Raw genomic sequence first — 25,405 nt, 5'->3', positions numbered from 1 at the left:
GACACCCTGGCGGGGCGCTCGTAGCCTGTCGCGTTCCGAGGTGCTCTTGTCGGCAAGAGCTTGAAAGGGAACGCGGTGCGATACCGCGGCTGCCCCCGCAACTGTAAGCGGCATCTTCAGCCACTCCACCAGGCCACTGCTCACGCGGGAAGGCCGGAGCCGGGCGCCGCGAGCCAGGAGACCTGCCTCGTCACCTTTCGAACACGCAACCGGGCGGGGTGATCCGGGCTGCCACCAGGGCCTCGCCGTCACGCGGGCGTCCGGCATGCCTGCCCGTCTTTTTTCGCTTTCTTTCTAAGGGCAGCCCATGAAAACCCTGGCCAAGACTCCCGTCACCATCGTTACCGGCTTCCTCGGTTCCGGCAAGACCACCCTGCTGCGGCACATGCTCGACCATGCCGAAGGCCGGCGCATCGCGGTGATCGTCAATGAATTCGGCGAGCTGGGCATCGACGGCGAGATCCTGCGCCAGTGCAGCATCGGCTGTAGCGAGGAAGAGGCCCAGGGCCGCGTCTTCGAATTGGCCAATGGCTGCCTGTGCTGCACCGTGCAGGAAGAATTCTTTCCGGTGATGAAGGAGCTGGTGGCGCGGCGGGGTGACATCGACCACATCCTCATCGAAACCAGCGGCCTGGCCCTGCCCAAGCCCCTGGTGCAGGCCTTCCAGTGGCCGGAGATCCGCACCGCCTGCACCGTGGATGCGGTGATCACCGTGGTCGACAGCCCGGCGGTGGCGGCCGGCACCTTCGCCGCCCATCCGGAGCAGGTGGATGCCCAGCGTCGGCAGGACCCCAACCTCGACCATGAATCGCCGCTGCACGAGTTGTTCGAAGATCAGCTCGCCAGTGCCGACCTGGTGATCCTCAACAAGGCCGACGGCCTGGACGCCGAGGCCCTGGCCCGGGTCCGCGCCGAGGTGAGCGAAGAGTTGCCGCCGGCGGTCAAGGTGGTGGAAGCCAGTCGTGGCGTGTTGCCCCTGTCGGTGCTGCTGGGCCTGCAGGCCGAGTCCGAGGCCCATATCGACAGCCGTCCGACCCACCATGACCTCGAAGGTCATGAAGACCATGACCACGACGAATTCGACTCCTTTGGCGTCGAGTTGCCCGAGGTGGCGGAAGCGACCCTGCTGGCGGCGCTGACCGAGGTGGTCAAGAGTCATGGCGTCCTGCGGGTGAAGGGCTTCGCCGCCATCGCCGGCAAGCCGCTGCGGCTGCTGGTGCAGGGCGTGGGCACCCGCTTCGACAAGCATTTCGACCGTGCCTGGAAGACCGGCGAGACCCGCAGCACCCAGCTGGTGCTGATCGGTCAGGAGCTGGACCAGGCGGCCATCACCGCCCAGTTGCGCGCCGCGGTGGCCTGACCCCGGATGCATCTGCTGCGTACCCAGCCGGGCGGTTTCGTCCCGGACGATGGCATCGCCCATTTGGCGCAGACGCCGGGCGAGATCGTCGTGCTCTGCAGTGGCGATTCGCACCTGGCGCTGCTGGCCGAGGCGACCCGTAGCCTGGACGAGCGCTATCCCAGTCTGCGGCTGGCCAATCCCATGCAGCTGCAGAACCACGCCTCGGTGGATCTCTACGTCGACGAGGTGCTGAGCCAGGCGCGGGTGGTGTTCATCTCCCTGCATGGCGGCCAGGGTTACTGGCGCTATGGCATGGAGCGGCTGGCCGAGCTGGCCGCGCGGGGGCTGACCCTGATCGCGGTACCCGGTTGCGACCGGCCCGACCCGGAACTGATGGCCCTGGGTACGGTGGCGCCCGAGCTGGCCGAACGGTTGTGGCGCTATCTGCGCCAGGGCGGCCTGGGCAATGCCCGGGATTTCCTGCATTGCCTGGCCAGCGAGTGCCTGGATGCCCGGTACACCTACCAGCCGCCGCGGGAATTGCCGCGGGTGGCCGTCTATCACCCAGACGCCCTGGGTCTGGATGGCTGGCGTCAGCGCTGGCGACCGGACTGGCCTGCAGTGGCGCTGCTGTTCTATCGCACCCACCTGCAGTCGGCCAACACCGCCTTCGTCGATGTCTTCTGCCAGCAGCTGGAAGCTCAGGGGCTGAATCCGCTGCCCATCGCCGTGGCCAGTCTCAAGGAGTCGGCCTGCCTGGAAGAGGTGGAACGGCTGCTGGACGAGACCGCTACGGCGCTGATCCTCAATACCACAGGTTTTGCCCAATCCAGTCCGGAACGGCCGACTCTCACGCCGTTCCGTCGGCCGGTACCGGTACTCCAGGCCATCTGCGCCCAGGATAATCGCGAGCGCTGGCAAGAGAACCCCCAGGGGTTGGGCGCCCGCGACCTGGCCATGCACATCGCCCTGCCGGAGCTGGACGGGCGCATCATCACCCGGCCGATCAGTTTCAAGGGCCTGGCCTGGCGCTGCGAGCGCAGCCAGAGCGACGTGGTCAACTACCAGGCCGATGGCGAGCGCATGGCCTTCGTCGCGCGGCTGGCGCGCAGCTGGATCGAACTGGCGCAGCGTCCTGCCGCGGACAAGCGCATCGCCCTGATCCTGGCCAACTATCCGACCCGCGACGGCCGCATCGGCAATGGCGTCGGCCTGGATACCCCGGCGGCGGCGCTCAAGGTGCTGCAGGCGCTGCAGACGGCCGGCTACCCGGTGGCCAATCTGCCTGAAAGCGGTACCGCCCTGATCGAGCGCCTGCTCGGTGGGGTGACCAACGACAGCGCCCTGCGCGATCTGCGCCCGGCCCTGCAGAGTCTGGCGCTGCAGGACTACCAGTCGCTATTCGCCCAGTTGCCCCTCAGCCTGCAGCAGGCGGTGACCGAGCGCTGGGGCGGGCCCGAGGCCGATCCCATGCACCGTCGGGGTCGGCTCATGGTGGCCGGGGTGCGCTTCGGCCTGACCTTCGTTGGCATCCAGCCGGTGCGCGGCTACGACGTCGATCCGGCGGCGGTCTATCACGATCCTGCGCTGGTGCCGCCCCATGGCTACCTGGCCTTCTATTTCTGGCTGCGCGAGGCCTATGGCGCCCAAGCCGTGGTGCATCTGGGCAAGCACGGCAATCTGGAGTGGTTGCCGGGCAAGGGCGTCGGGCTGTCGGCGGAGTGTTGGCCGGACGCCATCCTCGGACCGCTGCCCAACGTCTATCCCTTCATCGTCAACGATCCGGGGGAGGGTGCCCAGGCCAAGCGGCGCACCCAGGCGGTGATCATCGACCACCTGATGCCGCCGCTGACTCGCGCGGAGAGCTACGGGCCGCTGCGCGACCTGGAGCGCCTGGCCGACGAATACTACGACGCCAGCCTGCTGGACCTCCGACGCGCCACCGAATTGCGCGGCGAGATCCTGCAGCTGGTCCGCGAAACCGCCCTGGATCGCGAGCTGGGGCTGGTGATCACCGACGATCCGGACAGCTGGCTACCGCAGCTGGACGCCTACCTGTGCGACCTCAAGGAGTCCCAGATCCGCGACGGCCTGCATGTGTTCGGTGAATCCCCGACCGGCCAGCTGCGTCGCGATACCCTGGTGGCCTTGCTGCGCATTCCCCGGGGCGATGCCCAGGGCGCCAATGCCAGCCTGCTGCGAGTGCTGGCCAAGGACCTGCAGCTGGGGTTCGATCCCCTGGCCGCTGACCTCGGCGAGTCCTGGCAGGGGCCGCGTCCGGCGTGCCTGGAGGGGCTGTCGAGCGAACCCTGGCGCACCCTGGGCGATACCCGGGAGCGGCTGGAGCTCCTGGCCCTGGTCCTGGTGGCCGCGACCGTCGATGCCGAGCCGCTGCCGTTGGCGCTGGACGAATTGCCTGCCACCCGCCCGGTGCTGGAGCATCTGGTCGGCCAGGTCGCGCCGGCCCTGGACAGCTGCGGTCCCGCTGAAATCGGCGGCCTGCTGAGGGCACTGGAGGGGCGTTTCGTTCCCGCCGGCCCCAGCGGCGCGCCGAGTCGCGGGCGGCTGGACGTGCTGCCCACCGGGCGCAACTTCTTTTCCGTGGACGTGCGCAACCTGCCGAGCATGACCGCCTGGCGGCTGGGCTGGCAGTCGGCCAACCTGCTGTTGGAGCGTCATCTGCAGGAGGAGGGCGATCACCTGCGTCAGCTGGGTCTTTCGGTCTGGGGCACGGCGACCATGAGGACCGGCGGCGACGATATCGCCCAGGCGATGGCCCTGCTGGGCGTGCGCCCGGTATGGCAGATCGGCAGCGCCCGGGTCGAGGACTTCGAGATCCTGCCGTTGTCGCTGCTGGATCGGCCGCGGGTGGATGTCACCCTGCGCATCTCCGGCTTCTTCCGCGATGCCTTCGGTGGGCTGGTCAGGCTGTTCGATGCCGCCGTCCAGGCGGTCGCCGCGCTGGAGGAGCCGGACGACCTCAACCCCCTGGCCGCCCAGGTGCGCCGCGAGCGCGCTGCGCTGGAAGCCGCCGGTACCGCTGCTGACCTCGCGCGGCGTCAGGCCGGCTGGCGCATCTTCGGCGCCCAGCCCGGCGCCTATGGCGCCGGCGTCCAGGGCGCGGTGGAAGAGCGACAGTGGCAGGACCGTAGCGAACTGGCCACTGCCTATCTCAACTGGGGCAGCTATGCCTATGGCGCCGAGGATGACGGCACCGCTGCCCGCGACGACTTCTCGCGCCGCCTGGGTCGCCTGCAGGCCGTACTGCAGAACCAGGACAACCGCGAGCACGACCTGCTCGATTCCAACGACTATTACCAGTTCCAGGGCGGCATGCTGGCCGCTGCCGAGACCCTGAGTGGCCAGCGGCGTGCCAGCTACTTCGGTGACCATGCCCAGGCCGACCTGCCCAGGATCCGTACCCTCAGGGAAGAACTGGGCCGCGTGGTGCGCTCCCGGGCGGCCAATCCCAAGTGGATCGCCGGCATGAAGCGCCACGGCTACAAGGGCGCCTTCGAGATGGCCGCCACCGTGGACTACCTGTTCGGCTTCGGCGCCACCACCGAGCTGGTCGAGGATCATCAATACCGGCAACTGGCCGATGCCTACCTGCTCGATGCCGATACCCGCGACTTCGTCGAACGCCACAACCCCGAGGCGCTACGCGACATGACCGAGCGCCTGCTGGAAGCCCAGCAACGCGGCCTCTGGCAGGCGCCAGGCGACTACCGTGAAGCCCTTGAACAGCTCCTGATGGATATGGATGAAGCCTGAGATGACCGCTCCCGTCTTTCCCCTCGCCGCCGTGGTTGGCGCCGAGTCCCTGAAACTGGCGCTGTGTCTCAACGCCATCGATCCCCGTATTGGCGGCGTATTGATCGAAGGTCCCCGGGGTATGGCGAAGTCGACCCTGGCCCGGGGCCTGGCCGATCTGCTCGGAGGCGGTCCCTTCGTGACCTTGCCGCTGGGTGCCAGCGAGGAACGCATCGTCGGCACGCTGGATCTGGATGCGGCCCTCGGCGAGGGGCGGGCCCGCTTCGCGCCAGGCGTGCTGGCGGCGGCCGATGGCGGCGTACTTTATGTCGACGAGGTCAATCTGCTGCCGGATCACCTGGTGGATCTGCTGCTGGACGTGGCGGCCAGTGGGGTCAACCGGGTGGAGCGCGACGGCATTTCCCACGAGCACGCCGCGCGCTTTCTGCTGGTAGGCACCATGAATCCGGAAGAGGGCGAGTTGCGTCCGCAGTTGCTGGATCGCTTTGGCTTCGCCCTGGCGCTGGACAGCCGGCCGGCACCCCGGGAGCGGGCCGAGATCCTGCGCCGCCGCCTGGCCTTCGACAGCGATCCGCCAGCTTTCAATGCCCAGTGGGAACCAGCCCAGGCGGAGCTGCGGCAGCGCTGCGCCGCGGCCCGTGCGCGGCTGGCGGACATCCCGCTGGACGATGCCGCGCTGGAAGCCATCACCGCAGGCTGCCACCAGGCCGGGGTCGATGGCCTGCGCGCCGATCTGGTCTGGTTGCGCGCGGCTCGCGCCCATGCCGCCTGGCGCGGCGCGCCGGCGATCGAAAACCCCGATATCGCCGCCGTGGCCGAATTCGCCCTGCGCCACCGGCGCCGCGCGTTACCGGACACTCCAGCAGTAATACCACCCCTGAAAGATAATTCAGCTGCTGATACTCCGGAGCAGGAGCCTAGCGATCAACAGCGACAGGGTGACGCCGAGCCCGCGGAGGGTGAGGGCGATAGCTGGGGCGCCCTGGCGCCGGAGCCCACCGCGACGGGACCCAGGCGCCGCCTTGGCGGCGCAAAAAAGCCCTAGGCATCCGATCACCTCATGCCCCGGATCGTGATGCCCGAAGCGGGACGGCCAAGGCCCTGGGCGGGCGTCAGGGCGCCCGTTCGCCGGGCACGGCAGGCCCCATCGCCTGGGTGCCGACGCTGCTCCTGGGGCGTCCGCGTCGCGCTGACGATCTCTTGCGGCAACCGCGCCGGCAGCGCCCGGCGCAGCTCTGGCTGGTGATCGTCGATCACTCCGCGTCCACCCGCCGCCACGGCGCCCTGGCCCAGGCCAAGGGCCTGCTGGCCGACTGGTTCGAACAGGCCTATCGCCAGCGGGTCAGGGTCGCGGTCCTGCAGACAGCGGGGGAGCGACCGGAATGGTCGTTCCAGGGTCAGCGCAGCGGTCAGGCATTGCAGGCCTGGCTGGAGCAGTTGGGAGCGGGAGGCGGAACGCCTCTGCTGGCGGGCCTGGCCGAAGCTCAGCAATGGCTGCAAAGTCGTCGGCGGCAGCGCCCTGGCGAGGAATGCCAGCTGCTCCTGGTCACTGACGGGCGGCTGCGCGACCTGGAAGCGCTGGCAGTACCGGACTGTCCTGTCCAGGTGCTGGATATCGAACTGGGACCGCTGCGCCTGGGACGGGCCGGGGAGCTCGCCCGGCGCCTGGGCGCGGAATACCGGCACCTGGAAGAGGTGCCGGTGGTCTAGCCACCCAGCCTTTCTGGCGGAGGTTGGGTTGAGACGGTTCCACCGTCGAAGCCCAACGTGAAGGTGCTGGACCCTCACGCTGTTGGGCTTCGCTGCGCTCAGCGCCAACCTACCAGAAGACCTTTAACCTCAATGCCCGCCCTTCATCGCCTTGACCAGGGTGTCCACGTTGTAGCGGAACATGGCCGCATAGGTCGCAGCCGGGCCGTCTGCCGGGGATAGCGCCTCGACGTACAGCTCACCACCCGGTTGGGCGCCACTGGCCTTGGCGATCTGCTGCACCAGGCGCGGATCGTTGGAGTTCTCGAAGAAGTAGGTGGCGACATGCTCCTGCTTGATCTGGCGGATCAGCTTGGCGACGTCCTGGGCGGAGGCTTCGGCCTCGGTCGACAGACCCAGCGGCGAGATGAAGGTCACGCCATAGGCGTCGGCGAAGTAGCCAAAGGCATCGTGGGAGGTCAGCACCTTGCGCTTGGCCTGGGGGACCTGACCGATCTGTTCGCGGGCATAGCGATCCAGGGCTTCCAGTTCGGCGATGTAGCGATCACCGTTGGCCTTGAAGGTGGCAGCCTGCGCCGGATCCACCGCGGACAGCGCCTTCACCACATTGCGGGTGTAGACGACCACGTTGAGCGGGTTGTTCCAGACATGGGGATCGATGCCGCCATGGTCGTGATCGTGGTCGGCGTGGCCGTGTTCATCCTCGTCGTCAGCCAGCTCGCGGGTCTTGATCCCTTCGCTGAGCACTACCGGCGGGCGCGCCTGGCCGGAGGCCTTGATCAGGCGATCCATCCAGCCTTCCAGGTGCAGGCCGCTCATGAACACCACATCGGCCTGTTTCAGCGCCTGGGCATCGGTGGGCGTCGGTTCGTAGGCATGGGGGTCGCCATTGGGACCGACCAGGGAGAAAACCTGAACCTGGTCGCCACCGACCTGTTTGACCACGTCGGCGATCACGGTAAAGGTGGCGACAGCCTTGACCGGTGCGGCCTGGGCCTGGCCGGCAGCGGCGAGCAGCAGGGCAGCGCCCAGGGAAAACAGGGATTTCATGATGACTCCTTTCAGTGGGTGAGGTGAGGGCGAGGGCGCAGCCGCCGGTAGAGTCCCAGGCGACCGAACAGCAGGGAGAGGAGGTAGCAGCCGCCCGCGGTCAGGACGATGGCCGGACCCGAGGCGCAGCCGAGGTGATAGGACAGCACCAGGCCGATCAGGCCGCTGAGACTGGCGATCAGGCTGGCCACCGCCATCAGTCCGGGCAGGCTGTTGGCCCAGAAGCGCGCCGCGGTGGCCGGCAGCATCATCAGGCCCACCGCCATCAGCGTACCCAGCGCCTGGAAACCGGCGACCAGGTTGAGCACTACCAGCAGCAGGAACAGCAGGTGATAGAGCGAGCCGCGCCCGCCTACGGCGCGCAGGAAGCCCGGATCGAAGCACTCCAGCGCCAGCGGTCGGTAGATCACCGCCAGCACCACCAGCGACAGGGTGGCGATGCCGGCGACCAGATAGAGCGCCGTGGCGTCGATGGCCAGGATGGTGCCGAACAGCACATGCAGCAGATCCACACTGGAGCCGTGCAGCGAAACGATCAGCACCCCGGCGGCCAGGGAGATCAGATAGAAGCTGGCGAAACTGGCATCTTCACGCTGACTGGTGAAGCGGCTGACCAGGCCGGCGAGTCCGGCCACCAAGAGTCCGGCAAGCATCCCGCCGATGCCCATGGCCGGTAGCGACAGGCCGGCGACCATGAAGCCCAGGGCCGCGCCTGGTAGCACGGCGTGACTCATGGCATCGCCCACCAGACTCATGCGCCTGAGCATCAGCAGGACGCCCACCGGACCGGCGCCCAGCGCCAGGGCCAGGCAGGCCACCAGGGCGCGACGCATGAAGCCGAATTCGACGAAGGGTTCGAACAGGAGTTGATAGAGGGTCATGCGCGCTCACAGACCGCCGCATTGGCGTCCCAGTGCTCGGCGAGATTGCGCGCGCGGGCCAGATGCTCGCTGACCAGCACCTGATCGGTGGCGCCCCAGGCGATGGCTTCCCGAGCCAGCAACAGGGTCTCGGGGAAGTGCTGGCGGACCTGCTCCAGGTCGTGCAGCACGGCGATCACCGTGCGACCCTGACCATGCCAGCGACGGACGATGGTCAGCAGGTCCGCGGTGGTGCGAGCATCGATGGCGGTGAAAGGCTCGTCCAGCAGCAGCACCGGCGCATCCTGCAACAGCAGCCGGGCGAACAGCACTCGCTGGAATTGCCCGGAGGACAGGGCGCCGACCAAGCGATCCTCGAGGCCTTCGAGGCCGACCGCCTGCAACGCCCGGGACGCTTCCTCGCGATGGGCGGCGGTGACCCCGCGCCAGACGCCCAAGCCGCGCCAGGCGCCCAGTATCACGGTTTCCAGCACGCTCAAGGGAAAGCTGCGGTCGATCTCCGCGGCTTGCGGCAGATAGCCCAGCCGGCGCTGGGGCACGGCCCGGTCCACGCGACCACTGACCGGTCTCAGGGTGCCGGCGATGGCCTTGAGCAGGGTGGACTTGCCCGCCCCGTTGGGGCCGACGATGGCCGTCAGACTGCCGGTCCGGAAGCGACCACTGAGATGATGGATGGCCGGATGCCGCTGATAGGCCAGGGTCAGGTCCTGAAGTTCGATGGCGGCGCTCATGGCAGGGCGACCGCCCAGAGTACCGCCAGCCAAAGCGCGACCAATGGGATGGCGGCGAGCGACAGCCGAACGGGCACGGAAAGGAGGAGAAGGGAAGCGCGAGGGGATGCCATGACGGAGCCTTGAATGACGTGCAAAAGTTATAACATAACAAATACGGCATCGTCATCTGGGCGTTGGGGAGTCGTCACGCCAGGCGAGCATGACTGGCGCCTGGCGCAGAATGCTCCCCGCCCCACGCAGGGGTCAGGGTAGCGTGCGACCTGGTCAGGCCGCCTGGGTCTCCGCCATCCGCTGTTCCAGCCGTTGCAGGAAGTTGAGCAGCAGCACCTCTTCCTCCTTGAGCCCCTTGCGCTTGCGCGGTTTGGGCAAGGTGCAGAGGTCGCCGGCGAGGAAGGCATCCAGCACGCCCGGATGGATATAGCACTTGCGGCAGACCGCCGGGGTGTTGCCCAGGGTGCGGGATACCGCCTTGACCATGTCCACCAGCTCCTTCTTGGCATCGGTCTGGGTTTCACACCGCAACTCGCGCAGGGCTTCCAGCGCCAGGGCACTGCCGGCCCAGGTGCGGTAGTCCTTGGCAGTGAAGTCGGCGCCCGTGAGTTCATGCAGGTAGGCGTTCACGTCGGACGAGGTCACGGTATGGCGATCGCCGTCCCCATCCACATATTGAAAGAGGTGCTGACCTGGCAGCTCGAGGCACTTCTTTACGGTACGCGCCAGCCGCGGATCGCTGACCTTGATCTCATGCTCCACCCCACTCTTGCCGCGGAAGTGGAAGGCTATGGTGTTGCCATGCACCTCGGCATGTCGGTTGCGCAGGGTGGTGAGCCCATAGGACTTGTTGCTCTTGGCGTACTGGGCGTTGCCGACCCGGATTAGGGTCGCGTCGAGCAGGCTGATGACCGTGGCCATGACCTTTTCCCGACACAGGCCGCGCCGGGCGAGATCCTCTTCCACCCGCTGCCGCAACTTGGGCAGGGCCTGCCCGAACGCCAGCATCCGCTCGTACTTGTCGGTATCGCGGATCTCGCGCCAGCGCGGGTGGTAGCGGTACTGCTTGCGGCCGCGGGCGTCGCGTCCGGTAGCCTGCAGATGGCCATTGGCGTCCGGGCAGATCCAGACATCGGTATAGGCCGGCGGGATGGCCAGCTTGTTGATGCGCTCGACTTCCGCCTGATCGCAGATGCGTTCGCCATCGGGGGTGAAATAAGCCCATTTGCCGCGCAGCTTGCGTCGGCTCAGGCCCGCCTGGCAGTCATCGACATAATTGAGGTCGGGCGGCAAGGGCGTGCAGAGGGCGGTACCAGTGTCGTCACGCTCATCGGCGGGGATGGGCAGGTCGGTCTGGGCGAGGCGTTGCATTACTTTCGAAACTTTCGAGCGAGAGGTCATGACTGCACCGACAATTTCCTGGTCGAAACGGTGGACTCCTGGAGAAGGGACCCGGTTCTCATGACAGCGCTCAAGCCGACCGACGCACAATTGCGCGAAGCCTTGCTGGCCAAGGCACAGGCGCGCCGTCCAGGGACGACCTTCTGTCCGTCGGAGGTGGCGCGTGACCTGGCTGCGGACTGGCGGCCGCTGATGGAGCCCCTGCGCGCTATGGCGCGTGAGCTGGCTCGCGAGGGCCGGCTGCAGGTGACGCAGAAGGGCGAAGCCCTGGATGCCGAAGCACCCTGGCGTGGTCCGATCCGCTTAAGCCTGGCTTAATCGGCGTTTAAGTTTCGATTAATGGCGGATCGCTACTCTGGACCCAGATCAAACAGCAACCAGAGAGAATCATCATGAAAAAGCTGACCGCCCTCGCGACTGCCGCCCTCCTGCTCACCGGTATGGGCGTCGCCCAGGCCCGGGATCTCGGCCCCGACGAGGCCCTCAAGCTGCGTGACAGCGGCAAGATCAAGAGCTTCGAGGTGCTCAACCAGGCTGCCATCGCCAAGCATCTGGGCTCGACGACCCACGAGACCGAACTGGAAGAAGAGTACGGCCGCTACATCTACCAACTGGAACTGCGTGACCCCAAAGGTGTGAAATGGGATCTGGAACTCGACGCCACCACTGGCGAAGTCCTGAAAGACCAGCGCGACGACTGACCGTCGGGCTCGCCGGGCTGGTGCTGCTCGGCAGCCTCTCGCCCCTGATCCAGGCCCGTGACCTGGATCAGGACGAGGCGCTCAAGCTGCGCAAGGAAGGCGTGATCCGTCCGCTGGAAAGCCTGCTGCAGCGAGTCAACGAACGCTATCCCCAGGCGCGGCTGCTGGAAGCCGAACTGGAAGAGGAGGACGGCCAGTATCGCTACGAGATCGAGATCCTCGTCGGCGATGTCGTCCGCGAACTGGAAATCGGCGCAATGGATGGCGCCATCATGAAGGATGAGGTGGACGACTAGATGCGCCTGTTGCTGGTGGAAGACGATGTGGCCCTGGCCGACGAGATCACGGCGTTCCTCACTCGGCAGGGCTACGCCATCGACTGGCTGGCCGATGGCCGCGATGCCGCCTGGCAGGGCGCCCAGGAACCCTATGACCTGATCGTGCTCGACCTGGGTCTGCCCGGCCGGCCCGGGCTGGAGGTGCTTGGGGAGTGGCGTGCAAAGGCGCTGGCGACTCCGGTACTGATCCTGACCGCCCGCGACAGCTGGGCGGAGCGCATCGACGGCCTCAAGGCCGGGGCCGATGACTACCTCACCAAACCCTTCCACCCCGAAGAACTGGGCCTGCGCATCGCCGCCTTGCTGCGGCGGGTGCGCGGCGTGGCCAACCAGCCGTTGCTGCAGGCTGCCGGACTCGCGCTCGACGAGGCGCGCCAATGCGTGGTGCGTGGCAGTGAAACCATCGCCCTGAGCGCGGCGGAGTTTCGCCTGCTGCGCTGCTTCGTGCTGCATCCCGGGCAGATCCTGTCGAAGACGCGGCTCAACGACCATCTCTACGACGGCGAGAGCGAGCGTGACTCCAATGTCATCGAGGTCCACGTCAATCATCTGCGGCGCAAGCTGGGGCGCGCGGTCATCGAGACGCGGCGCGGCCAGGGCTATCGCCTGGGCGGTGTCGATTGAAATCCATCCAGGCCCGGCTCAGGGTCGGGCTGGTGGCCATCCTGCTGGTGGCCGGTCTGGTGCTGGTGCTGGGGGAGCCTGGCTGGTGGACCATGCCTTGCGCCGTTATCTGGAAACCGGTCTGCGCGGCGAGACGGAGAACCTGCTCGCCGCCCTGGTGCGCGGTCCCCATGGCCTGCAACTGGATGAGGGCCGGCTGGGCAGTCTCTATACCCGCCCGCTGTCCGGCCGCTATTTCCTTATCGAGATCCCGGCGCTGGACATTCGCTGGCGCTCGCGCTCGCTGTGGGACGCACAATTGGAAGCGCCACCGGGCACCGGCCTGAGCGAGAGCCTGGCGGACGGCCCCAGTGGCCAGCGACTGCTCGCCTATCGCGCCGATTACCAGCGCTACGGCCAGGCAGTGCAGGTAACGGTCGCCGACGACTACAACCCCCTGCTGGGCAACCTGACGCGCATCCTCGCGTTCGGTGGCTTGCTGGGGCTGGCGACCCTGCTGCTGGTCCTGCTGCTGCAACGGCTGATCGTGCGCCGGGCGCTGCGCCCGCTGGAGCAGGTGCGCGAGCAGATCGCCCAGCTGCATCAGGGACGCCGTTCGACGCTGGACGCCAGCGTGCCGGCTGAACTCGAGCCGCTGGTGGGAGAACTGAATGCCCTGCTGCGCCACACCGAAGACGGCCTCAAGCGCGCGCGGCATGGCATCGGCAATCTGGGTCATGCGCTCAAGACCCCGCTGGCGGTGCTGACCAGCCTGGCCGAGCGTCCCGAATTGCAGGCTTTGCCCGAACAGCGCGAGGTGTTGCGCGAACAACTGGGCCGTATCCGCCAGCGCCTGGAGCGGGAATTGCGCCGTGCCCGGCTGGCCGGCGAGGCCCTGCCGGGCGCGCACCTGGACGGCGAGGAGCTTCGCGAGCTCTGCACGCTGCTCAATCGGCTGCATGGCGAGCACCTGCAGTTCGAGTGTCGGCTGCCCGCGGGGCTGCGGCTGCCCTGGGACCGGGAAGACCTGCTGGAACTGTTCGGCACCCTGCTGGACAACGCCGGCAAATGGGCGGATCAGCAGATCCGGCTTGAGGTGGCGCAGGGTGCAGAGGGCTATCTGATCCAGGTCGAGGACGACGGGCCCGGTGTGCCGCAAGCCCAGCGCGAGACGATCCTCGATCGGGGTGCCCGGCTGGATGAAGCGGTCAGCGGTCACGGCCTGGGGCTGGGGATCGCCAAGGACATCGTCGACAGCTGCGGCGGAACCCTCGTTCTCGAGACCTCCGGGCTGGGTGGGCTGGCAGTGGTCATCCGGCTGCCGGCGCCAGCGCGTATCCCGTCACTCAGGTGACTCCCTGGTCAAGTTATCGGGCAGGGCGCCGATAACCGCCCAAGCTCTTGCGACCAAGGAGAACCTCGTGAGCCTCAAATTCAAAGTCACCTTACTGGCAGTCCTGCCCGTCTGCCTGTTCACGCTGGTGCTGGGTGGACTGTCCTATTGGGTTTTGCACGAGCAGGCCGCCAGGGACGTCGCCGACGCTCGCGAGCGGCTGATGGTCCAGAGTCGCAACGCCCTGCAGAACAGCGTGGAAGCGGCCATGACCGTGGTCAAGCCGCTGTACGACAAGGCCGCTGCGGGCGATTCTGAGGCGCGCAAGGAGGCCATCGGCCTGCTGTCGGCCATCAGCTACGGCAAGGACGGCTACATCTTCGGCTACGATTCCAACGTGGTCCGCCTGTTCAAGGGCAACGATCCGGCCGGTATCGGCAAGAGCTTCAAGGACAATCGCGATCCCAGTGGCCTCTACCTCAACCAGGAACTGGTCCGAGTCGGCAAGGATGGCTCGCATTTCAGTCGCTACAGCTCTTCGCTGCCCGGCAACAAGGACGTGCTGGTGCCCAAACTCGCCTACACCGACTACCTGCCCAAATGGGATCTGGTGATCGGCTCGGCGGTGAATCTGGATGGCGTGGAGGCCGAGGTCGCGGCCGTGGCCCAGCAGGTCGCCAAACGCACCCAGGACCAGCTCTGGCTGATCTTCGGCGTGGCCGGCGTGCTGCTGGTGGTGATCGGCATCGCCGCGCAGCTGTTTGCCGCCCGCACCCTCAGACCCCTGGCGCAGATCCGGGAGAATCTCGACGACATCGCGGCCGGGGAGGGCGATCTGACCCGCCGCCTGCCGGTCAACGGGCGCGACGAGATTGGTGAGCTCGCCACCGCCTTCAATCGCTTCGTCGATCGCATCCAGGGCACCATCGCCCAGGTCGTCGACATCACCCACCAGTTCACCGGTCTGCTCGACGACGTCTCCCAGCAGGCCCAGCGCACCGATCGCGACATGCAGCGCCAGCGCAGCGAAACCGACCAGGTGGCCACCGCCATCAACCAGATGTCCGCGGCGGCCCAGGAGGTGGCGAGCAGTGCCCTGCAGGCCTCCGAAGCCACCCGTCAGACCGAGGAGAAAGGTCGGCTGGCCCGCGAGACGGTTGCCACCAGCGTGGCGCGCATTCACGAACTGGTCGAGGAGGTACGCCAGAGCAGCGTGTCCCTGGATGGCCTCAAGCAGGACGTGGGCGCCATCGTCGGCGTGCTCGACGTGATCCGCGCCATTGCCGAGCAGACCAATCTGCTGGCGCTCAATGCCGCCATCGAAGCGGCCCGGGCGGGCGAGGCCGGTCGCGGTTTCGCCGTGGTCGCCGACGAGGTACGCGCCCTGGCCAGCCGGACCCAGCAGAGCACCCAGGAAATCCAGGGCATGATCGATCGCCTGCAACAGGCCACCGGCCGCGCGGTCGGGCCATGGAACGCTCGGGCGGCATGGGCGAGGCCACTACGGCCCAGGCCGAGCAGGCCGGTACCGCCCTGGCCGCGATCAGCGAGCTGATCGCCACCATCAACGCCATGAACAGCCAGATCGCCAGTGCCGCCGAGGAGCAGACGGCGGTGGCCGAGGAGGTCAATCGCAGCGTCCACACCATCGCCAGTGCCGTCGACAGCATGGCCCAGGGCGCCCAGCAAGGCGCGCGCAACACCGCCGGCATGGTTGGCCTCGGTGAGCGCCTGGACGGCCTGGTACGTCAGTTTCGCGTATGATCCCGGGCGCGCCGGCTACGCCGGCGCGCCTCTTCGGGCCAAGTTGGGGGTGCTTATGGGAACCCCACGGCTTCCGAGGCTCTAAGCAAGGCCTGTCATCCTTGTTTGGAATCGCGAAAGCCAATGAAAAGTGCTCGGCTGGAAAACAAGACGTTCCTGATCCTGCTGGTGGTGGTCTCGCTGGCCTTCGTCTGGATCCTCACGCCCTTCCTGGGGGCGGTGTTCTGGGGCGCCATCCTCGCCATCCTGTTCGCCCCGCTGCAGCGCTGGTTCGTCCGGCGCTTCAACAACAGACGCAACCTCGGGGCGCTCTGCACCCTGTTCGTGATCCTGCTCATCGTCATCCTGCCGGTGGTGTTCATCGCCATTTCCCTGGTGCAGGAAGGCTCGCTGCTTTACCAGCAGGTCAGCAGCGGTCAGCTCAACTTCGGCCAGTACTATCAGCAGATCTGGGGCGCCTTGCCGGGTTCGGTGCGTGGCGTGCTGGAGCGCTTCGGTGCCGGTGACCTGGATGGCATTCGCCAGAAGCTCTCCGAAGGCGCCATGCAGGGCAGCCAGTTCGTCGCTACCCAGGCCTTCAGCTTCGGTCAGGGCACCTTCCAGTTCCTGATCGGCTTCGGTGTGATGCTCTATCTGCTGTTCTTCCTGCTGCGCGATGGTTCGCAGCTAGTGGCGCTGATCCGCAAGGCCATTCCGCTGAGCGACATGCACAAGCGCAGCCTGATGGCCAAGTTCACCGCCGTGGTGCGTGCCACGGTCAAGGGCAACATCATCGTCGCCGTGGTGCAGGGTGCCCTTGGCGGCTTCATTCTCGGCGTGCTGGGTGTCCAGGGCGCGGTGCTCTGGGGCACCCTGATGGCCTTCCTGTCGCTGCTGCCCGCGGTCGGCTCGGCGCTGATCTGGGTGCCAGTGGCCATCTACTTCCTGGCCACCGGTTCGGTGATCAAAGGGGTCATCCTGATCGTCTTCGCCGTGGTGGTGATCGGCCTGGTGGACAACCTGCTGCGCCCCATTCTGGTCGGCAAGGACACCAAGATGCCCGACTACGTGGTACTGATCTCCACCATTGGCGGCATGTCGCTGTTCGGTCTGAATGGCTTCGTGATCGGCCCGCTGATCGCCGCGCTGTTCATGTCGACCTGGGACTTGTTCAGTCACCGCGACGACATCTAAAAACCTGCTCACGATCTGCTGCGCGTCGGCCAGACCGCGTTGAAAGCGCCCTGGAAGGCCAGCCCCGTCGGAATGCTCATTTACTCTAGGTAAACGCAGCTTCCTTAGGCGCTTTCGCGGGGCCGCCCAGGCCTTGTCTGGCTCTGGCTCGCGAGATCCTAAGCAGGTTTTGCACAGTGAGGGCGCTTAGCCCTGGTCGGGCTCCGAGGGATAGCGGGTGGCGACCAGGCTTTCCTTGACCTTGCGCAGGTGCGGCTGGAAATCCACGCCGCGCTTGAGCGTGACCCCGGTAGCCAGGATGTCCAGCACGGTGAGCTGGATGATACGCGAGGTCATGGGCATGTAGATGTCGGTGTCTTCCGGCAGCGGGATGTCCAGGCTGTGGGTGCAGACCTTGGCCAGCGGGGTGTTGCTGGCGGTGAGGCCGAGCACCGAGGCGCCGTTGTCGCGGGCCAGCTTGGCCACGTCCACCAGTTCGCGGGTGCGGCCGGTGTAGGAAATGATCACGAAGAGATCGCCGGTCCTGGCGATGGAGGCGAGCATCCGCTGCATCAGCACGTCCGAATGCGCCGATACCGCCATGTTGAAGCGGAAGAACTTGTGCTGGGCGTCCAGGGCCACGGGGGCCGAGGCGCCCAGGCCGAAGAAGTGGATCTGCCGCGCCTGGATCATCAGGTCCACCGCGCGATCCACCGTGCGGGCGTCCAGTCGCTGGCGGGCGCTGTCCAGCGAGGCGATGGTGCTGCTGAAGATCTTTTCCGCGTAGGCTTCGGATTCGTCGTTGGCTTCCACCGCCTGGCTGACATAGACCGCGCCGCTGGCGATGCTCTGCGCCAGCTGGATCTTCATCTCCGGGTAGCCGCTCACGCCCAGGGAACGGCAGAAGCGATTGACGGTGGGCTCACTGACCTGGGCCGCCTGGGCCAGGGCCGCGATGGTGTAGCGCGTGGCCTGCCGGGGATTCTGCAGGATGACCTCGGCGACCTTGCGTTCCGCGCGGTTGAGTTCGCCGATGCGGTTCTGGATGGTTTGCAGCAGGGTGCTGGCACGATCCATGAGAACTCCTAGTGGTTGTTGTGCCTCTATCCTAAGGCTATAAAAGGTATGGGCTGGGCTTACCCCTGCGCCGTATTTTTTAATATAAAGACTACGCGAATCGCCCCGGCTCCCCTATGATGGTGCTGGAATATCTCAAACTTTAAGTAAAAGAACGAATATTTATGGCTGGCGTCCGAGTTCTACCCTGTACCCTGGCAATCTTCGGCGCGTTGGGCGACCTGGCCCTGCGCAAACTTTTCCCTGCCCTGTATCAGCTGGATCGCGAAGGTCTGCTGCACGAGGATACCCGCATCATGGCGCTGGCGCGTGACCAGGGCGATGGGGTCAAGCAGCTGGAGCACATCGAGGAGCGCCTGCGCCACTATGTGCCCAAAGCCGATTGGGACGAAGCGGTATGGACCCGGATGCGCGGTCGCCTGGGCTATCGCGCCATCGATTTTCGCAATCGCGAAGACTATACGGGACTTGCCGAGGATGTGGGCGAGACCTCGCCACTGATCGCCTATTTCGCCACCCCGGCACTGGTCTACAGTGCCATCTGCGAAAACCTCGCCGCCGTCGGCCTGTGCGAGCGCACCCGGGTGGTGATGGAAAAGCCCATCGGCTACGACCTGGAATCCTCCAAGGTGGTCAACGACGCCGTGGCGCGCTTCTTCCCGGAAGACCGCGTCTACCGCATCGACCATTACCTGGGCAAGGAGACCGTACAGAACCTCATCGCCCTGAGATTCGCCAATAGCCTGTTCGAGACCCAGTGGAACCAGAACTACATTTCCCACGTGGAAATCACCGTGGCCGAGAAGGTCGGGATCGAGGGTCGCTGGGGCTATTTCGACCAGGCCGGCCAGTTGCGCGACATGGTGCAGAACCACCTGCTGCAGCTGCTCTGCCTGACCGCCATGGACCCGCCGGCGGATCTGTCGGCCGACAGCATCCGTGACGAGAAGGTCAAGGTCCTCAAGGCGCTGGAGCCCATTACCGCCGACCAGCTCGCCAGCCGCGTGGTCCTGGGTCAGTACACCTCCGGCTACAGCGACGGCAAGCCGGTGCCGGGTTATCTGGAAGAACCCAATTCCAACACCGAAAGCCGCACCGAGACCTTTGTCGCCATCCGCGCGGACATCCGCAACTGGCGCTGGTCGGGCGTGCCTTTCTATCTGCGTACGGGCAAGCGCATGCCGCAGAAGCTGTCGCAGATCGTCATCCACTTCAAGGAACCACCGCACTACATCTTCGCCCCGAGCAGCGCAGCCTGATCAGCAACCGCCTGATCATCCGCATCCAGCCGGACGAAGGCATTTCGCTGCAGGTGATGAGCAAGGACCAGGGCCTGCGCAAGGGCATGCAGCTGCGCAGCGGTCCGCTGCAGCTCAATTTCTCCGAGACCTTCAAGCACCTGCGCACGCCGGATGCCTACGAGCGACTGCTGCTGGAAGTCATGCAGGGCAATCAGTCGCTGTTCGTTCGCAAGGACGAGATCGAAGCGGCCTGGAAGTGGTGCGATCAGCTGATGGATGGCTGGTCGAAAATGGGTGACTCGCCCAAGTCCTATGCCGCCGGCAGCTGGGGTCCGCTTACCTCCATCGCACTGATCGCACGAGACGGGAGATCCTGGTATGGCGACGTCTGATCTGGGGCAGGGTGTGACCCTGCGCGAATTGCCCGACCGCGAGGCCCACGCCACGGCGCTGGCCGAAACGGTCACGGCGGCGCTGCGCGAGGCCCTGGCCGCCCGCGGCGAGGCGCTGCTGATCGTTTCCGGCGGCCGCAGTCCGGTGCCCTTCCTGGAGCGCCTGGCGCAGGCCGAGCTGGACTGGTCCAGGGTGCGGGTCACCCTGGCGGACGAGCGCTGGGTACCCGGTGACCATCCGGACAGCAATGCCGGCCTGTTGCGCCAGCACCTGTTCCAGGGACCCGCTGCCGCCGCAGGTTTCGTCGATCTCTATAGCCCGGCCGCTTCCACGGAAGAGGGTATGGCCCAGACCGAGGCCCGGCTGCGCGACACCCTGGCAACCCCAGATGTGCTGGTGCTGGGCATGGGCGACGACGCCCATACCGCCTCGCTGTTCCCCGGCAGTCCCGGCCTGGAAGAGGCTCTGGATCCGGCCAGCGAGCGCCTGAGTTTCCCCGGCGTGGCACCGTCCGCGCCCCAGACCCGCATCACCCTGAGCCGTGCCTACCTGAGTCGCGCGCGGCAGCAGATCCTCGCCATCCAGGGCGCGGGCAAGCGACAGGTGCTGGAAACCGCTCTGGCCGAGGGCGACGAGCTGGCCACTCCGATCAAGGCGTTCCTGCGCGAACCCCTGGTCGTCTATTGGTGCCCCTGACGAGGAGTTGAGTTTTGGACATGCAGAACAAGATCGCGACCCTAGATGCCCTGTGCGCCCGCGCGCGGATCCTGCCGGTGATCGTGATCAACGATCCCGCCGACGTGCTGCCCTTCGCCGACGCCATGGCCGCGGCGGGGCTCACCGCCCTGGAAATCACCCTGAGATCGGCCCACGGGCTGGACGCGGTGCGCCTGCTGCGGCAGGAACGTCCCGAGCTGGATGTTGGCGTGGGCACCGTGCTTGACGTGCGGATGTTCGACGCTGCGGTCGAGGCGGGCGCCCAGTTCATCGTCACTCCGGGCACCACCGAGGAAATTCTCCAGGCCGGGGTATCGGCGCCCATCCCGCTGCTGCCGGGCATCGCCACGCCCTCGGAGATCATGCAGGCCTACCGCCTGGGTTATCGGCGCTTCAAGCTGTTCCCTGCCAACGTCTATGGCGGCGTGGATGCGCTCAAGGCGTTCGCCGGTCCCTTCGCCGAACTCAAGTTCTGCCCCACCGGTGGCGTCAACCCGGGCAATGTGAAGAACTATTTCCAGCAGCCCAACCTGCTGTGCGTCGGCGGCAGCTGGATGCTGCCCGGCGACGTGGTGAAGGCCAAGGACTGGACGCGCGTCGAGCAGCTCTGCCGCGAAGCCCTGGCCACGCTGGACTGAGCCTGCGGCCATCCGTCACCCGCCAGGCGAGCTAGGCTGGCGCGAGCAGGGGCGCTATCATGCGCCCCTGTCTTTTTCCTGGCGCCCGTTCCGCGGCGCCTTTGTCGTCCACTACACCGGGAGGTGCCTGATGACCCTCGACAAGAATCCCCCAAACGAATCCCTCGATGAAACCGTCCCCGCGCCGGCGGGCGAAAAGCTGCAGAAGGTGCTGTCGCGCCTGGGCGTCGGCTCGCGGCGCGACGTCGAAGCCTGGATCGGCGAAGGCCGTATCAAGGTCAACGGCGTGGTCGCGCCCCTGGGTCTGAGGGTCATGCCCAAGGACGCCATCGCGGTGGACGGCCGTCTGCTCAAGCGCGACCAGGCCGAGGAAGTGGTGCGGCGCGTGCTGATCTACAACAAGCCCGAAGGCGAGATCTGCACCCGTGACGATCCCGAAGGTCGGCCCACCGTCTTCGACCGCCTGCCCAAGCCCAAGCAGGGCCGCTGGATCAATGTCGGTCGCCTGGACATCAACACCACCGGCCTGCTGCTGTTCACCACCGATGGCGAACTGGCCAACCGGCTGATGCACCCGTCCTACCAGATGGATCGCGAGTACGCGGTACGGGTCCGGGGCGAGGTGACCGAAGAGATGCTGCTGCGCCTGAAGAACGGGGTGATCCTCGAAGACGGCCCGGCGCGCTTCACCGACGTCCAGCAGGCGCCGGAAGGTGATGGCTTCAACCACTGGTTCCATTGCGTAGTGATGGAAGGTCGCAACCGCGAAGTCCGTCGGCTGTGGGAATCCCAGGGACTGGTGGTGAGTCGTCTGAAGCGCGTACGTTTCGGTCCGGTGTTCATGACCAGCGATCTGCCGGTCGGCCGTTGGCGCGAGATGACCCAGGGGGAGATCGACATCCTCGCGGGGGAAGTCGGCCTGCCGCCGGTGGCGCTGCCGGCCATGGGCGGCAAGACCAAGGAAAAGCTCGAGCGTCAGCAGCGCAAGACCGCGCGGCCGATCGATGCCGGTCGGGGTTCGCGCAACAAGCTCAACAAGACGGGCAAGGCCAGCAAGCCCCAGGGGTCGGCCGTGGCCGAGCGTCCCAGCGAAATGGGCCGCAAGCCGGTCAGCAAGGGCCGTACCTCGCCGGGCATTGCGCCGCGTCGCGGGCCGAGCGGTGGCGGTACCGGCAAGGGCGGTCGCCGCTAAGCAGAGCGGTCGCCTGGCCCCAGGCGACCCTCAGGCCAGGCTGCAGAATCGATTGCGGCCTTCGGCCTTGGCCTGATAGAGGGCCCGATCCGCGCGCAGCAGCAGACAACGCGGTGACTCGACGTCGCGCAGGGTCGCCAGACCCAGGCTCAGGGTGACTGGCAACGGGATGGCGCCGGCCGTCTCCGACTGGGCCTCCACCGCCGCTCTCAGGCGTTCCGCCACGATATGCGCCGCTTCATGGCCGGTGGCCGACAGCAGCACACAGAATTCCTCGCCGCCAAAGCGAAAGACCATGTCCATGCTTCTCAGGCTGTTGCCAAGGGTGCGGGCAGTCTGGCGCAGCACGTCGTCACCGACGCTATGGCCGAAGCGGTCGTTGATGCGCTTGAAGTGGTCCAGGTCCAGCATCAGCAGCGACAGCGGCTGCTGGGTCCGTCGGGCCAGTTCCAGCTCACGCACCAGGGCACGATCCAGGGCGCTGCGATTGCCGACACCGGTCAGGGCATCGCGCAGGGCATTGTTCTGGGCCTCGCGATAGAGCAGGGCATTGCGCAGGGGAAACAGCAGGCTGCCGAGCAGGTATTCCAGCGCGCCGAGTTCGCTGTCCTGGAAGCGCTCCTGGCGGTAGAACGTCAGATCACCCAGGCGCAGGTCTCCCTGGCTCAGGTGATAGTGCACCTGATGACCCTGGTCTTCACCCAGGTCGATGGCCACGTCCTCCGCGGCATTGCGGTAGGCGAGGCCAGGCAGGTCCACCAGCGTATCCACCTCCTGCCGGAAGAGTTGCAGGACCCGCTCGAGATCCAGCGATGTCTGCAGGACGCCGAGCAGGCGCTGGCGCAGGGCGCCCAGCACCGCCGGATCGCTGTCGCGGGCGGGGCCAGCCAGGTTGGCGTTGCGCTGCTGGCGAGCGCGATCGAGATTGATGGTGTTGGACGAGGGCGGGACCATGCCTGTTCTCCTTGGCGGATAGTCCCCCTACAGCGAGAAGCGTGCCAGTCTTATAGTGTCAATCAAATCAATGGCTTAGCACGATGGTGGCGATTGGCCGTCTGTAACTTGACGCCTGAAGCCCGGGCGGGCCGCCATTGCGGCCCGCTGGTGACGACTTTCCGACGCGCGACCTAGACCTTGAGCACCAGCTTGCCGAAGTTCTCGCCGGAGAACAGCTTCATCAGCGTCTCGGGGAAGGTATCGAGGCCTTCCACCACGTGCTCGCGGGATTTGAGCTGGCCGTCGGCCAGCCAGATCGCCAGCTGCTGCTGGGCCTCGGCGTAGCGCGCGGCGTGGTCCAGCACGATAAAGCCTTCCATGCGCGCGCGATTGCTGAGCAGCGCCAGGTAGTTCTGCGGGCCCTGCACCCTGTCACTGTTGTACTGGCTGATGGCGCCGCAGAGCACTACCCGTGCACGGAAATTGATCTGCGCCAGCACCGCGTCCAGAGTCGGACCACCGACGTTGTCGAAATAGACGTCGATGCCGTTGGGACATTCGCGGTGCAGGGCGGCCGCGAGGTCAGGTTCGGCCTTGTAGTCGATGGCGGCGTCGAAACCCAGTTCCTCGATCAGATAGCGGCATTTTTCCGCGCCACCGGCGATACCTACCACATGGCAGGCCTTGAGCTTGCCGATCTGGCCGACCATGCTGCCGACCGCGCCGGCAGCGCCGGAAACCACGATGGTCTGGCCGGCCTTGGGCTCGCCGACTTCCAGCAGGCCGAAGTAGGCGGTCAGACCGGTCATGCCGAGTACCGAGAGATACTGGGGCAGGCTGGCCTTGCTGGGGTCCACCTTGTAGAAGCCCTGGGGCTCGCCCAGGTAGTAATCCTGGATGCCGAGCATGCCGTTGATCGTGTCGCCGACCTTGAATTCCGGGTGGTTGGATGCCACTACCTCGCCCACGCCCAGGGCACGAATGACTTCGCCGAGGCCGATGGGCTTGATATAGGACTTGCCCTCGTTCATCCAGCCGCGCATGGCCGGGTCGAGGGAGAGATAGAGATTCTTGATCAGCACCTGACCGGCGCCGGGTTCGCCGATCGGCTGCTCGACACGCTCGAAGGTGTCGGCGGTGGGTTCGCCGGACGGGCGCTTGGCGAGCAGGAACTGGCGATTGGTACGGGACATGGTGTTCTCCTGACGTGAAGGATCCAGTTCCGACCCGTCAGGAGGGGCGTGGGTTCTAACCGCGGCGTGCGGTGAGTAGCAAACTGGCCAAAAGGCCGGCGACCAGGCCCCAGAAGGCCGAGCCGATCCCGGCCAGGGTCAGGCCCGAGGCGGTGACCAGGAAGGTGATGAGCGCCGGCTCGCGCTGGCCAGGGTCGGCCAGGGCGCCGTGCAGGCCATTCATGATGGAGCCGAGCAGCGCCAGGGCAGCCACCGAGATCACCAGCTCGCTCGGCAAGGAGGCGAACAGCGCCGCCAGGGTGGCGCCGAACAGCCCGGCGATACCGTAGAAGAGTCCGCACCAGACCGCCGCTGTATAGCGTTTGCTGGCATCTTCATGGGCCTGGGGGCCGGTGCAGATCGCCGCACTGATGGCCGCCAGGTTGATGCCATGGGAGCCGAAGGGCGCCAGCAGCAGCGAGGCGAGGCCGGTGGTGGCGATCAGCGGCGAAGCCGGAACCGCATAGCCATCGGTACGCAGCACGGCGATACCCGGCATGTTCTGCGAGGCCATGGCCACCACGAACAGCGGGATGGCGATACCGATGGTCGCCGCCAGGGAAAAGGTCGGGGTGGTCCACACCGGCACCGCCAACTCCAGCCGCAGACTGTGGAAGTCCAGCAACCCCAGCCCGGCGGCCAGCAGCAGGCCGACTACCAGGGCGACCAGCACGCAGTAGCGCGGCCACAGCCGCTTGGCCACCAGATAGGCCAGGGCCATGCCCAGGACCAGTGCGGTCTGGTGCTGGGCTGCGGCGCAGATCTCGATACCGATGCGGAAGAGGATGCCGGCCAGCAGGGCGGCGGCGAGTGCTGGTGGTACCCGACGCAGCAGACGGTCGGCGCTGCCGGTGAGACCGCAGAGGGCGAGCAGTATGGCGCAGCTGACAAAGGCGCCGATGGCGTCGCTGTAGGGTACCGACGGCAGGCTGGTGACCAGCAGCGCAGCGCCGGGGGTCGACCAGGCGATGACGATGGGAGTGCGGTATTTAAGCGACAGGCCGATGGTGGTCAGGGCCATGCCGATGGACAGCGCCCAGATCCATGAGGAGATCTGCCCGGTGCTGAGGCCGGCATTCTGGCCCGCCTGGAACATCAGCACCAGGGAGCTGGTGTAGCCCACCAGCATGGCGACGAAGCCGGCGACCACGGCGGCGGGGGAGGTATCGGCCAGCGGGGTAAGGCGTTGCGGAGCCGCGTGCATC

22 protein-coding genes, 2 pseudogenes and 1 riboswitch are annotated in these 25,405 nt (G+C 66.6%); of the genes and pseudogenes, 16 read left to right on the top strand and 8 right to left on the bottom strand.

Features of this window, described 5'->3' with window-relative positions; genetic code table 11:
• The first annotated feature begins 21 nt into the window (after positions 1–21).
• Positions 22–204: riboswitch (cobalamin riboswitch) on the top strand.
• A gap of 103 nt (positions 205–307) precedes the next feature.
• The 4 genes from cobW to BGI51_RS19145 all read left to right on the top strand — a co-directional run bounded on the left by cobW (position 308) and on the right by BGI51_RS19145 (position 6,826).
• On the top strand, positions 308–1,360 hold the full coding sequence (gene cobW, locus BGI51_RS19160; RefSeq protein WP_133860646.1) for a cobalamin biosynthesis protein CobW: 1,053 nt from the start codon (positions 308–310) through the stop codon (positions 1,358–1,360).
• Between the two features lie 6 nt (positions 1,361–1,366).
• Positions 1,367–5,116 (top strand): cobaltochelatase subunit CobN, encoded by a 3,750-nt coding sequence (gene cobN / locus BGI51_RS19155; RefSeq protein ID WP_187979369.1) that lies wholly within the window; start codon positions 1,367–1,369, stop codon positions 5,114–5,116.
• 1 nt (position 5,117) lies between these two features.
• The gene (locus BGI51_RS19150) at positions 5,118–6,161 is read left to right on the top strand and encodes an ATP-binding protein (RefSeq protein WP_187979368.1); all 1,044 of its coding nucleotides are present in this window, start codon (positions 5,118–5,120) and stop codon (positions 6,159–6,161) included.
• A gap of 110 nt (positions 6,162–6,271) precedes the next feature.
• Positions 6,272–6,826: a vWA domain-containing protein gene (locus tag BGI51_RS19145; protein WP_187979367.1), complete on the top strand. Its 555-nt coding sequence runs from the start codon at positions 6,272–6,274 to the stop codon at positions 6,824–6,826.
• A gap of 129 nt (positions 6,827–6,955) precedes the next feature.
• On the opposite strand, the gene BGI51_RS19140 is transcribed toward BGI51_RS19145, so the two are convergent.
• The 4 genes from BGI51_RS19140 to BGI51_RS19125 all read right to left on the bottom strand — a co-directional run bounded on the left by BGI51_RS19140 (position 6,956) and on the right by BGI51_RS19125 (position 10,853).
• Positions 6,956–7,876: a metal ABC transporter substrate-binding protein gene (locus BGI51_RS19140; protein WP_187979366.1), complete on the bottom strand. Its 921-nt coding sequence runs from the start codon at positions 7,874–7,876 to the stop codon at positions 6,956–6,958.
• Between the two features lie 11 nt (positions 7,877–7,887).
• A complete protein-coding gene (locus BGI51_RS19135) occupies positions 7,888–8,757 on the bottom strand; it encodes a metal ABC transporter permease (RefSeq protein WP_064308864.1) in 870 nt (289 codons plus the stop codon).
• Complete coding sequence (gene aztA / locus BGI51_RS19130; RefSeq protein WP_187979365.1) at positions 8,754–9,488, bottom strand: zinc ABC transporter ATP-binding protein AztA; 735 nt, start codon at positions 9,486–9,488, stop codon at positions 8,754–8,756. The genes BGI51_RS19135 and aztA overlap by 4 nt, the downstream gene beginning before the upstream one ends.
• A 267-nt stretch (positions 9,489–9,755) precedes the next feature.
• The gene (locus tag BGI51_RS19125) at positions 9,756–10,853 is read right to left on the bottom strand and encodes a DNA topoisomerase IB (protein WP_187979364.1); all 1,098 of its coding nucleotides are present in this window, start codon (positions 10,851–10,853) and stop codon (positions 9,756–9,758) included.
• Between the two features lie 90 nt (positions 10,854–10,943).
• Between BGI51_RS19125 and BGI51_RS19120 the strand changes: the two genes are divergently transcribed.
• The 8 genes and pseudogenes from BGI51_RS19120 (at position 10,944) to BGI51_RS19090 (ending at position 16,795) form a co-directional block, all read left to right on the top strand.
• Entirely contained in the window at positions 10,944–11,201 is a 258-nt protein-coding gene (locus BGI51_RS19120; protein ID WP_187979363.1) for a DUF3253 domain-containing protein, read from the top strand.
• 74 nt (positions 11,202–11,275) lie between these two features.
• A complete protein-coding gene (locus BGI51_RS19115) occupies positions 11,276–11,584 on the top strand; it encodes a PepSY domain-containing protein (RefSeq protein WP_187979362.1) in 309 nt (102 codons plus the stop codon).
• A 20-nt stretch (positions 11,585–11,604) separates the two neighbouring features.
• Positions 11,605–11,880 (top strand): PepSY domain-containing protein, encoded by a 276-nt coding sequence (locus BGI51_RS19110; protein WP_133860636.1) that lies wholly within the window; start codon positions 11,605–11,607, stop codon positions 11,878–11,880.
• A complete protein-coding gene (locus BGI51_RS19105; RefSeq protein ID WP_187979361.1) occupies positions 11,881–12,546 on the top strand; it encodes a response regulator transcription factor in 666 nt (221 codons plus the stop codon).
• Positions 12,543–13,879 (top strand): annotated as a pseudogene (locus tag BGI51_RS19100) (ATP-binding protein). The gene BGI51_RS19105 and the pseudogene BGI51_RS19100 overlap by 4 nt, the downstream one beginning before the upstream one ends.
• Before the next feature lie 202 nt (positions 13,880–14,081).
• Entirely contained in the window at positions 14,082–15,413 is a 1,332-nt protein-coding gene (locus BGI51_RS19095) for a methyl-accepting chemotaxis protein (RefSeq protein WP_437179454.1), read from the top strand.
• Positions 15,347–15,622 carry a hypothetical protein gene (locus tag BGI51_RS24160; protein WP_437179415.1) on the top strand — a complete coding sequence of 92 codons (276 nt, stop codon included), beginning with the start codon at positions 15,347–15,349 and terminating at the stop codon, positions 15,620–15,622. The genes BGI51_RS19095 and BGI51_RS24160 overlap by 67 nt, the downstream gene beginning before the upstream one ends.
• Positions 15,623–15,745: 123 nt before the next feature.
• On the top strand, positions 15,746–16,795 hold the full coding sequence (locus BGI51_RS19090) for an AI-2E family transporter (RefSeq protein ID WP_017640512.1): 1,050 nt from the start codon (positions 15,746–15,748) through the stop codon (positions 16,793–16,795).
• Between the two features lie 186 nt (positions 16,796–16,981).
• Here the strand turns inward: BGI51_RS19090 and BGI51_RS19085 are convergent, their stop codons facing one another.
• Complete coding sequence (locus BGI51_RS19085; RefSeq protein ID WP_133860632.1) at positions 16,982–17,851, bottom strand: MurR/RpiR family transcriptional regulator; 870 nt, start codon at positions 17,849–17,851, stop codon at positions 16,982–16,984.
• Positions 17,852–18,015: 164 nt separating this feature from the next.
• Here BGI51_RS19085 and zwf point away from each other — a divergent pair.
• The 4 genes and pseudogenes from zwf to rluB all read left to right on the top strand — a co-directional run bounded on the left by zwf (position 18,016) and on the right by rluB (position 22,032).
• A pseudogene (zwf, locus tag BGI51_RS19080) lies at positions 18,016–19,484 on the top strand (glucose-6-phosphate dehydrogenase).
• Entirely contained in the window at positions 19,471–20,181 is a 711-nt protein-coding gene (pgl, locus tag BGI51_RS19075) for a 6-phosphogluconolactonase (protein WP_187979360.1), read from the top strand. The pseudogene zwf and the gene pgl overlap by 14 nt, the downstream one beginning before the upstream one ends.
• 20 nt (positions 20,182–20,201) lie before the next feature.
• The gene (locus BGI51_RS19070; protein ID WP_187979359.1) at positions 20,202–20,840 is read left to right on the top strand and encodes a bifunctional 4-hydroxy-2-oxoglutarate aldolase/2-dehydro-3-deoxy-phosphogluconate aldolase; all 639 of its coding nucleotides are present in this window, start codon (positions 20,202–20,204) and stop codon (positions 20,838–20,840) included.
• A 130-nt stretch (positions 20,841–20,970) separates the two neighbouring features.
• Entirely contained in the window at positions 20,971–22,032 is a 1,062-nt protein-coding gene (gene rluB, locus BGI51_RS19065) for a 23S rRNA pseudouridine(2605) synthase RluB (protein ID WP_133860628.1), read from the top strand.
• A 30-nt stretch (positions 22,033–22,062) separates the two neighbouring features.
• Here the strand turns inward: rluB and BGI51_RS19060 are convergent, their stop codons facing one another.
• The 3 genes from BGI51_RS19060 to BGI51_RS19050 form a co-directional block, all read right to left on the bottom strand.
• Positions 22,063–22,986 (bottom strand): GGDEF domain-containing protein, encoded by a 924-nt coding sequence (locus tag BGI51_RS19060; protein ID WP_187979358.1) that lies wholly within the window; start codon positions 22,984–22,986, stop codon positions 22,063–22,065.
• Positions 22,987–23,159: 173 nt separating this feature from the next.
• Complete coding sequence (locus tag BGI51_RS19055) at positions 23,160–24,161, bottom strand: NADP-dependent oxidoreductase (protein WP_187979357.1); 1,002 nt, start codon at positions 24,159–24,161, stop codon at positions 23,160–23,162.
• 55 nt (positions 24,162–24,216) lie between these two features.
• On the bottom strand, positions 24,217–25,404 hold the full coding sequence (locus BGI51_RS19050; protein WP_187979356.1) for a benzoate/H(+) symporter BenE family transporter: 1,188 nt from the start codon (positions 25,402–25,404) through the stop codon (positions 24,217–24,219).
• Between the last annotated feature and the right edge of the window lies 1 nt (position 25,405).

It is taken from the genome of Pseudomonas oryzihabitans, from assembly GCF_014522265.1.
Classification (GTDB): Bacteria; Pseudomonadota; Gammaproteobacteria; order Pseudomonadales; family Pseudomonadaceae; genus Chryseomonas; species Chryseomonas aestiva.
This window is presented reverse-complemented; position numbering and strand designations above follow the sequence as displayed.

Coding starts and splice junctions, on each gene's coding strand:
- BGI51_RS19135 (WP_064308864.1), bottom strand. CDS start 8,757: ATGACCCTCTATCAACTCCTGTTCGAACCCTTCGTCGAATTCGGCTTC.
- BGI51_RS19140 (WP_187979366.1), bottom strand. CDS start 7,876: ATGAAATCCCTGTTTTCCCTGGGCGCTGCCCTGCTGCTCGCCGCTGCC.
- BGI51_RS24160 (WP_437179415.1), top strand. CDS start 15,347: ATGGGCGAGGCCACTACGGCCCAGGCCGAGCAGGCCGGTACCGCCCTG.
- BGI51_RS19095 (WP_437179454.1), top strand. CDS start 14,082: ATGGTCCAGAGTCGCAACGCCCTGCAGAACAGCGTGGAAGCGGCCATG.
- BGI51_RS19060 (WP_187979358.1), bottom strand. CDS start 22,986: ATGGTCCCGCCCTCGTCCAACACCATCAATCTCGATCGCGCTCGCCAG.
- BGI51_RS19050 (WP_187979356.1), bottom strand. CDS start 25,404: ATGCACGCGGCTCCGCAACGCCTTACCCCGCTGGCCGATACCTCCCCC.
- BGI51_RS19055 (WP_187979357.1), bottom strand. CDS start 24,161: ATGTCCCGTACCAATCGCCAGTTCCTGCTCGCCAAGCGCCCGTCCGGC.
- BGI51_RS19115 (WP_187979362.1), top strand. CDS start 11,276: ATGAAAAAGCTGACCGCCCTCGCGACTGCCGCCCTCCTGCTCACCGGT.
- BGI51_RS19125 (WP_187979364.1), bottom strand. CDS start 10,853: ATGCAACGCCTCGCCCAGACCGACCTGCCCATCCCCGCCGATGAGCGT.
- cobN (WP_187979369.1), top strand. CDS start 1,367: ATGCATCTGCTGCGTACCCAGCCGGGCGGTTTCGTCCCGGACGATGGC.
- BGI51_RS19120 (WP_187979363.1), top strand. CDS start 10,944: ATGACAGCGCTCAAGCCGACCGACGCACAATTGCGCGAAGCCTTGCTG.
- BGI51_RS19070 (WP_187979359.1), top strand. CDS start 20,202: ATGCAGAACAAGATCGCGACCCTAGATGCCCTGTGCGCCCGCGCGCGG.
- aztA (WP_187979365.1), bottom strand. CDS start 9,488: ATGAGCGCCGCCATCGAACTTCAGGACCTGACCCTGGCCTATCAGCGG.
- cobW (WP_133860646.1), top strand. CDS start 308: ATGAAAACCCTGGCCAAGACTCCCGTCACCATCGTTACCGGCTTCCTC.
- BGI51_RS19105 (WP_187979361.1), top strand. CDS start 11,881: ATGCGCCTGTTGCTGGTGGAAGACGATGTGGCCCTGGCCGACGAGATC.
- BGI51_RS19150 (WP_187979368.1), top strand. CDS start 5,118: ATGACCGCTCCCGTCTTTCCCCTCGCCGCCGTGGTTGGCGCCGAGTCC.
- rluB (WP_133860628.1), top strand. CDS start 20,971: ATGACCCTCGACAAGAATCCCCCAAACGAATCCCTCGATGAAACCGTC.
- BGI51_RS19090 (WP_017640512.1), top strand. CDS start 15,746: ATGAAAAGTGCTCGGCTGGAAAACAAGACGTTCCTGATCCTGCTGGTG.
- BGI51_RS19085 (WP_133860632.1), bottom strand. CDS start 17,851: ATGGATCGTGCCAGCACCCTGCTGCAAACCATCCAGAACCGCATCGGC.
- pgl (WP_187979360.1), top strand. CDS start 19,471: ATGGCGACGTCTGATCTGGGGCAGGGTGTGACCCTGCGCGAATTGCCC.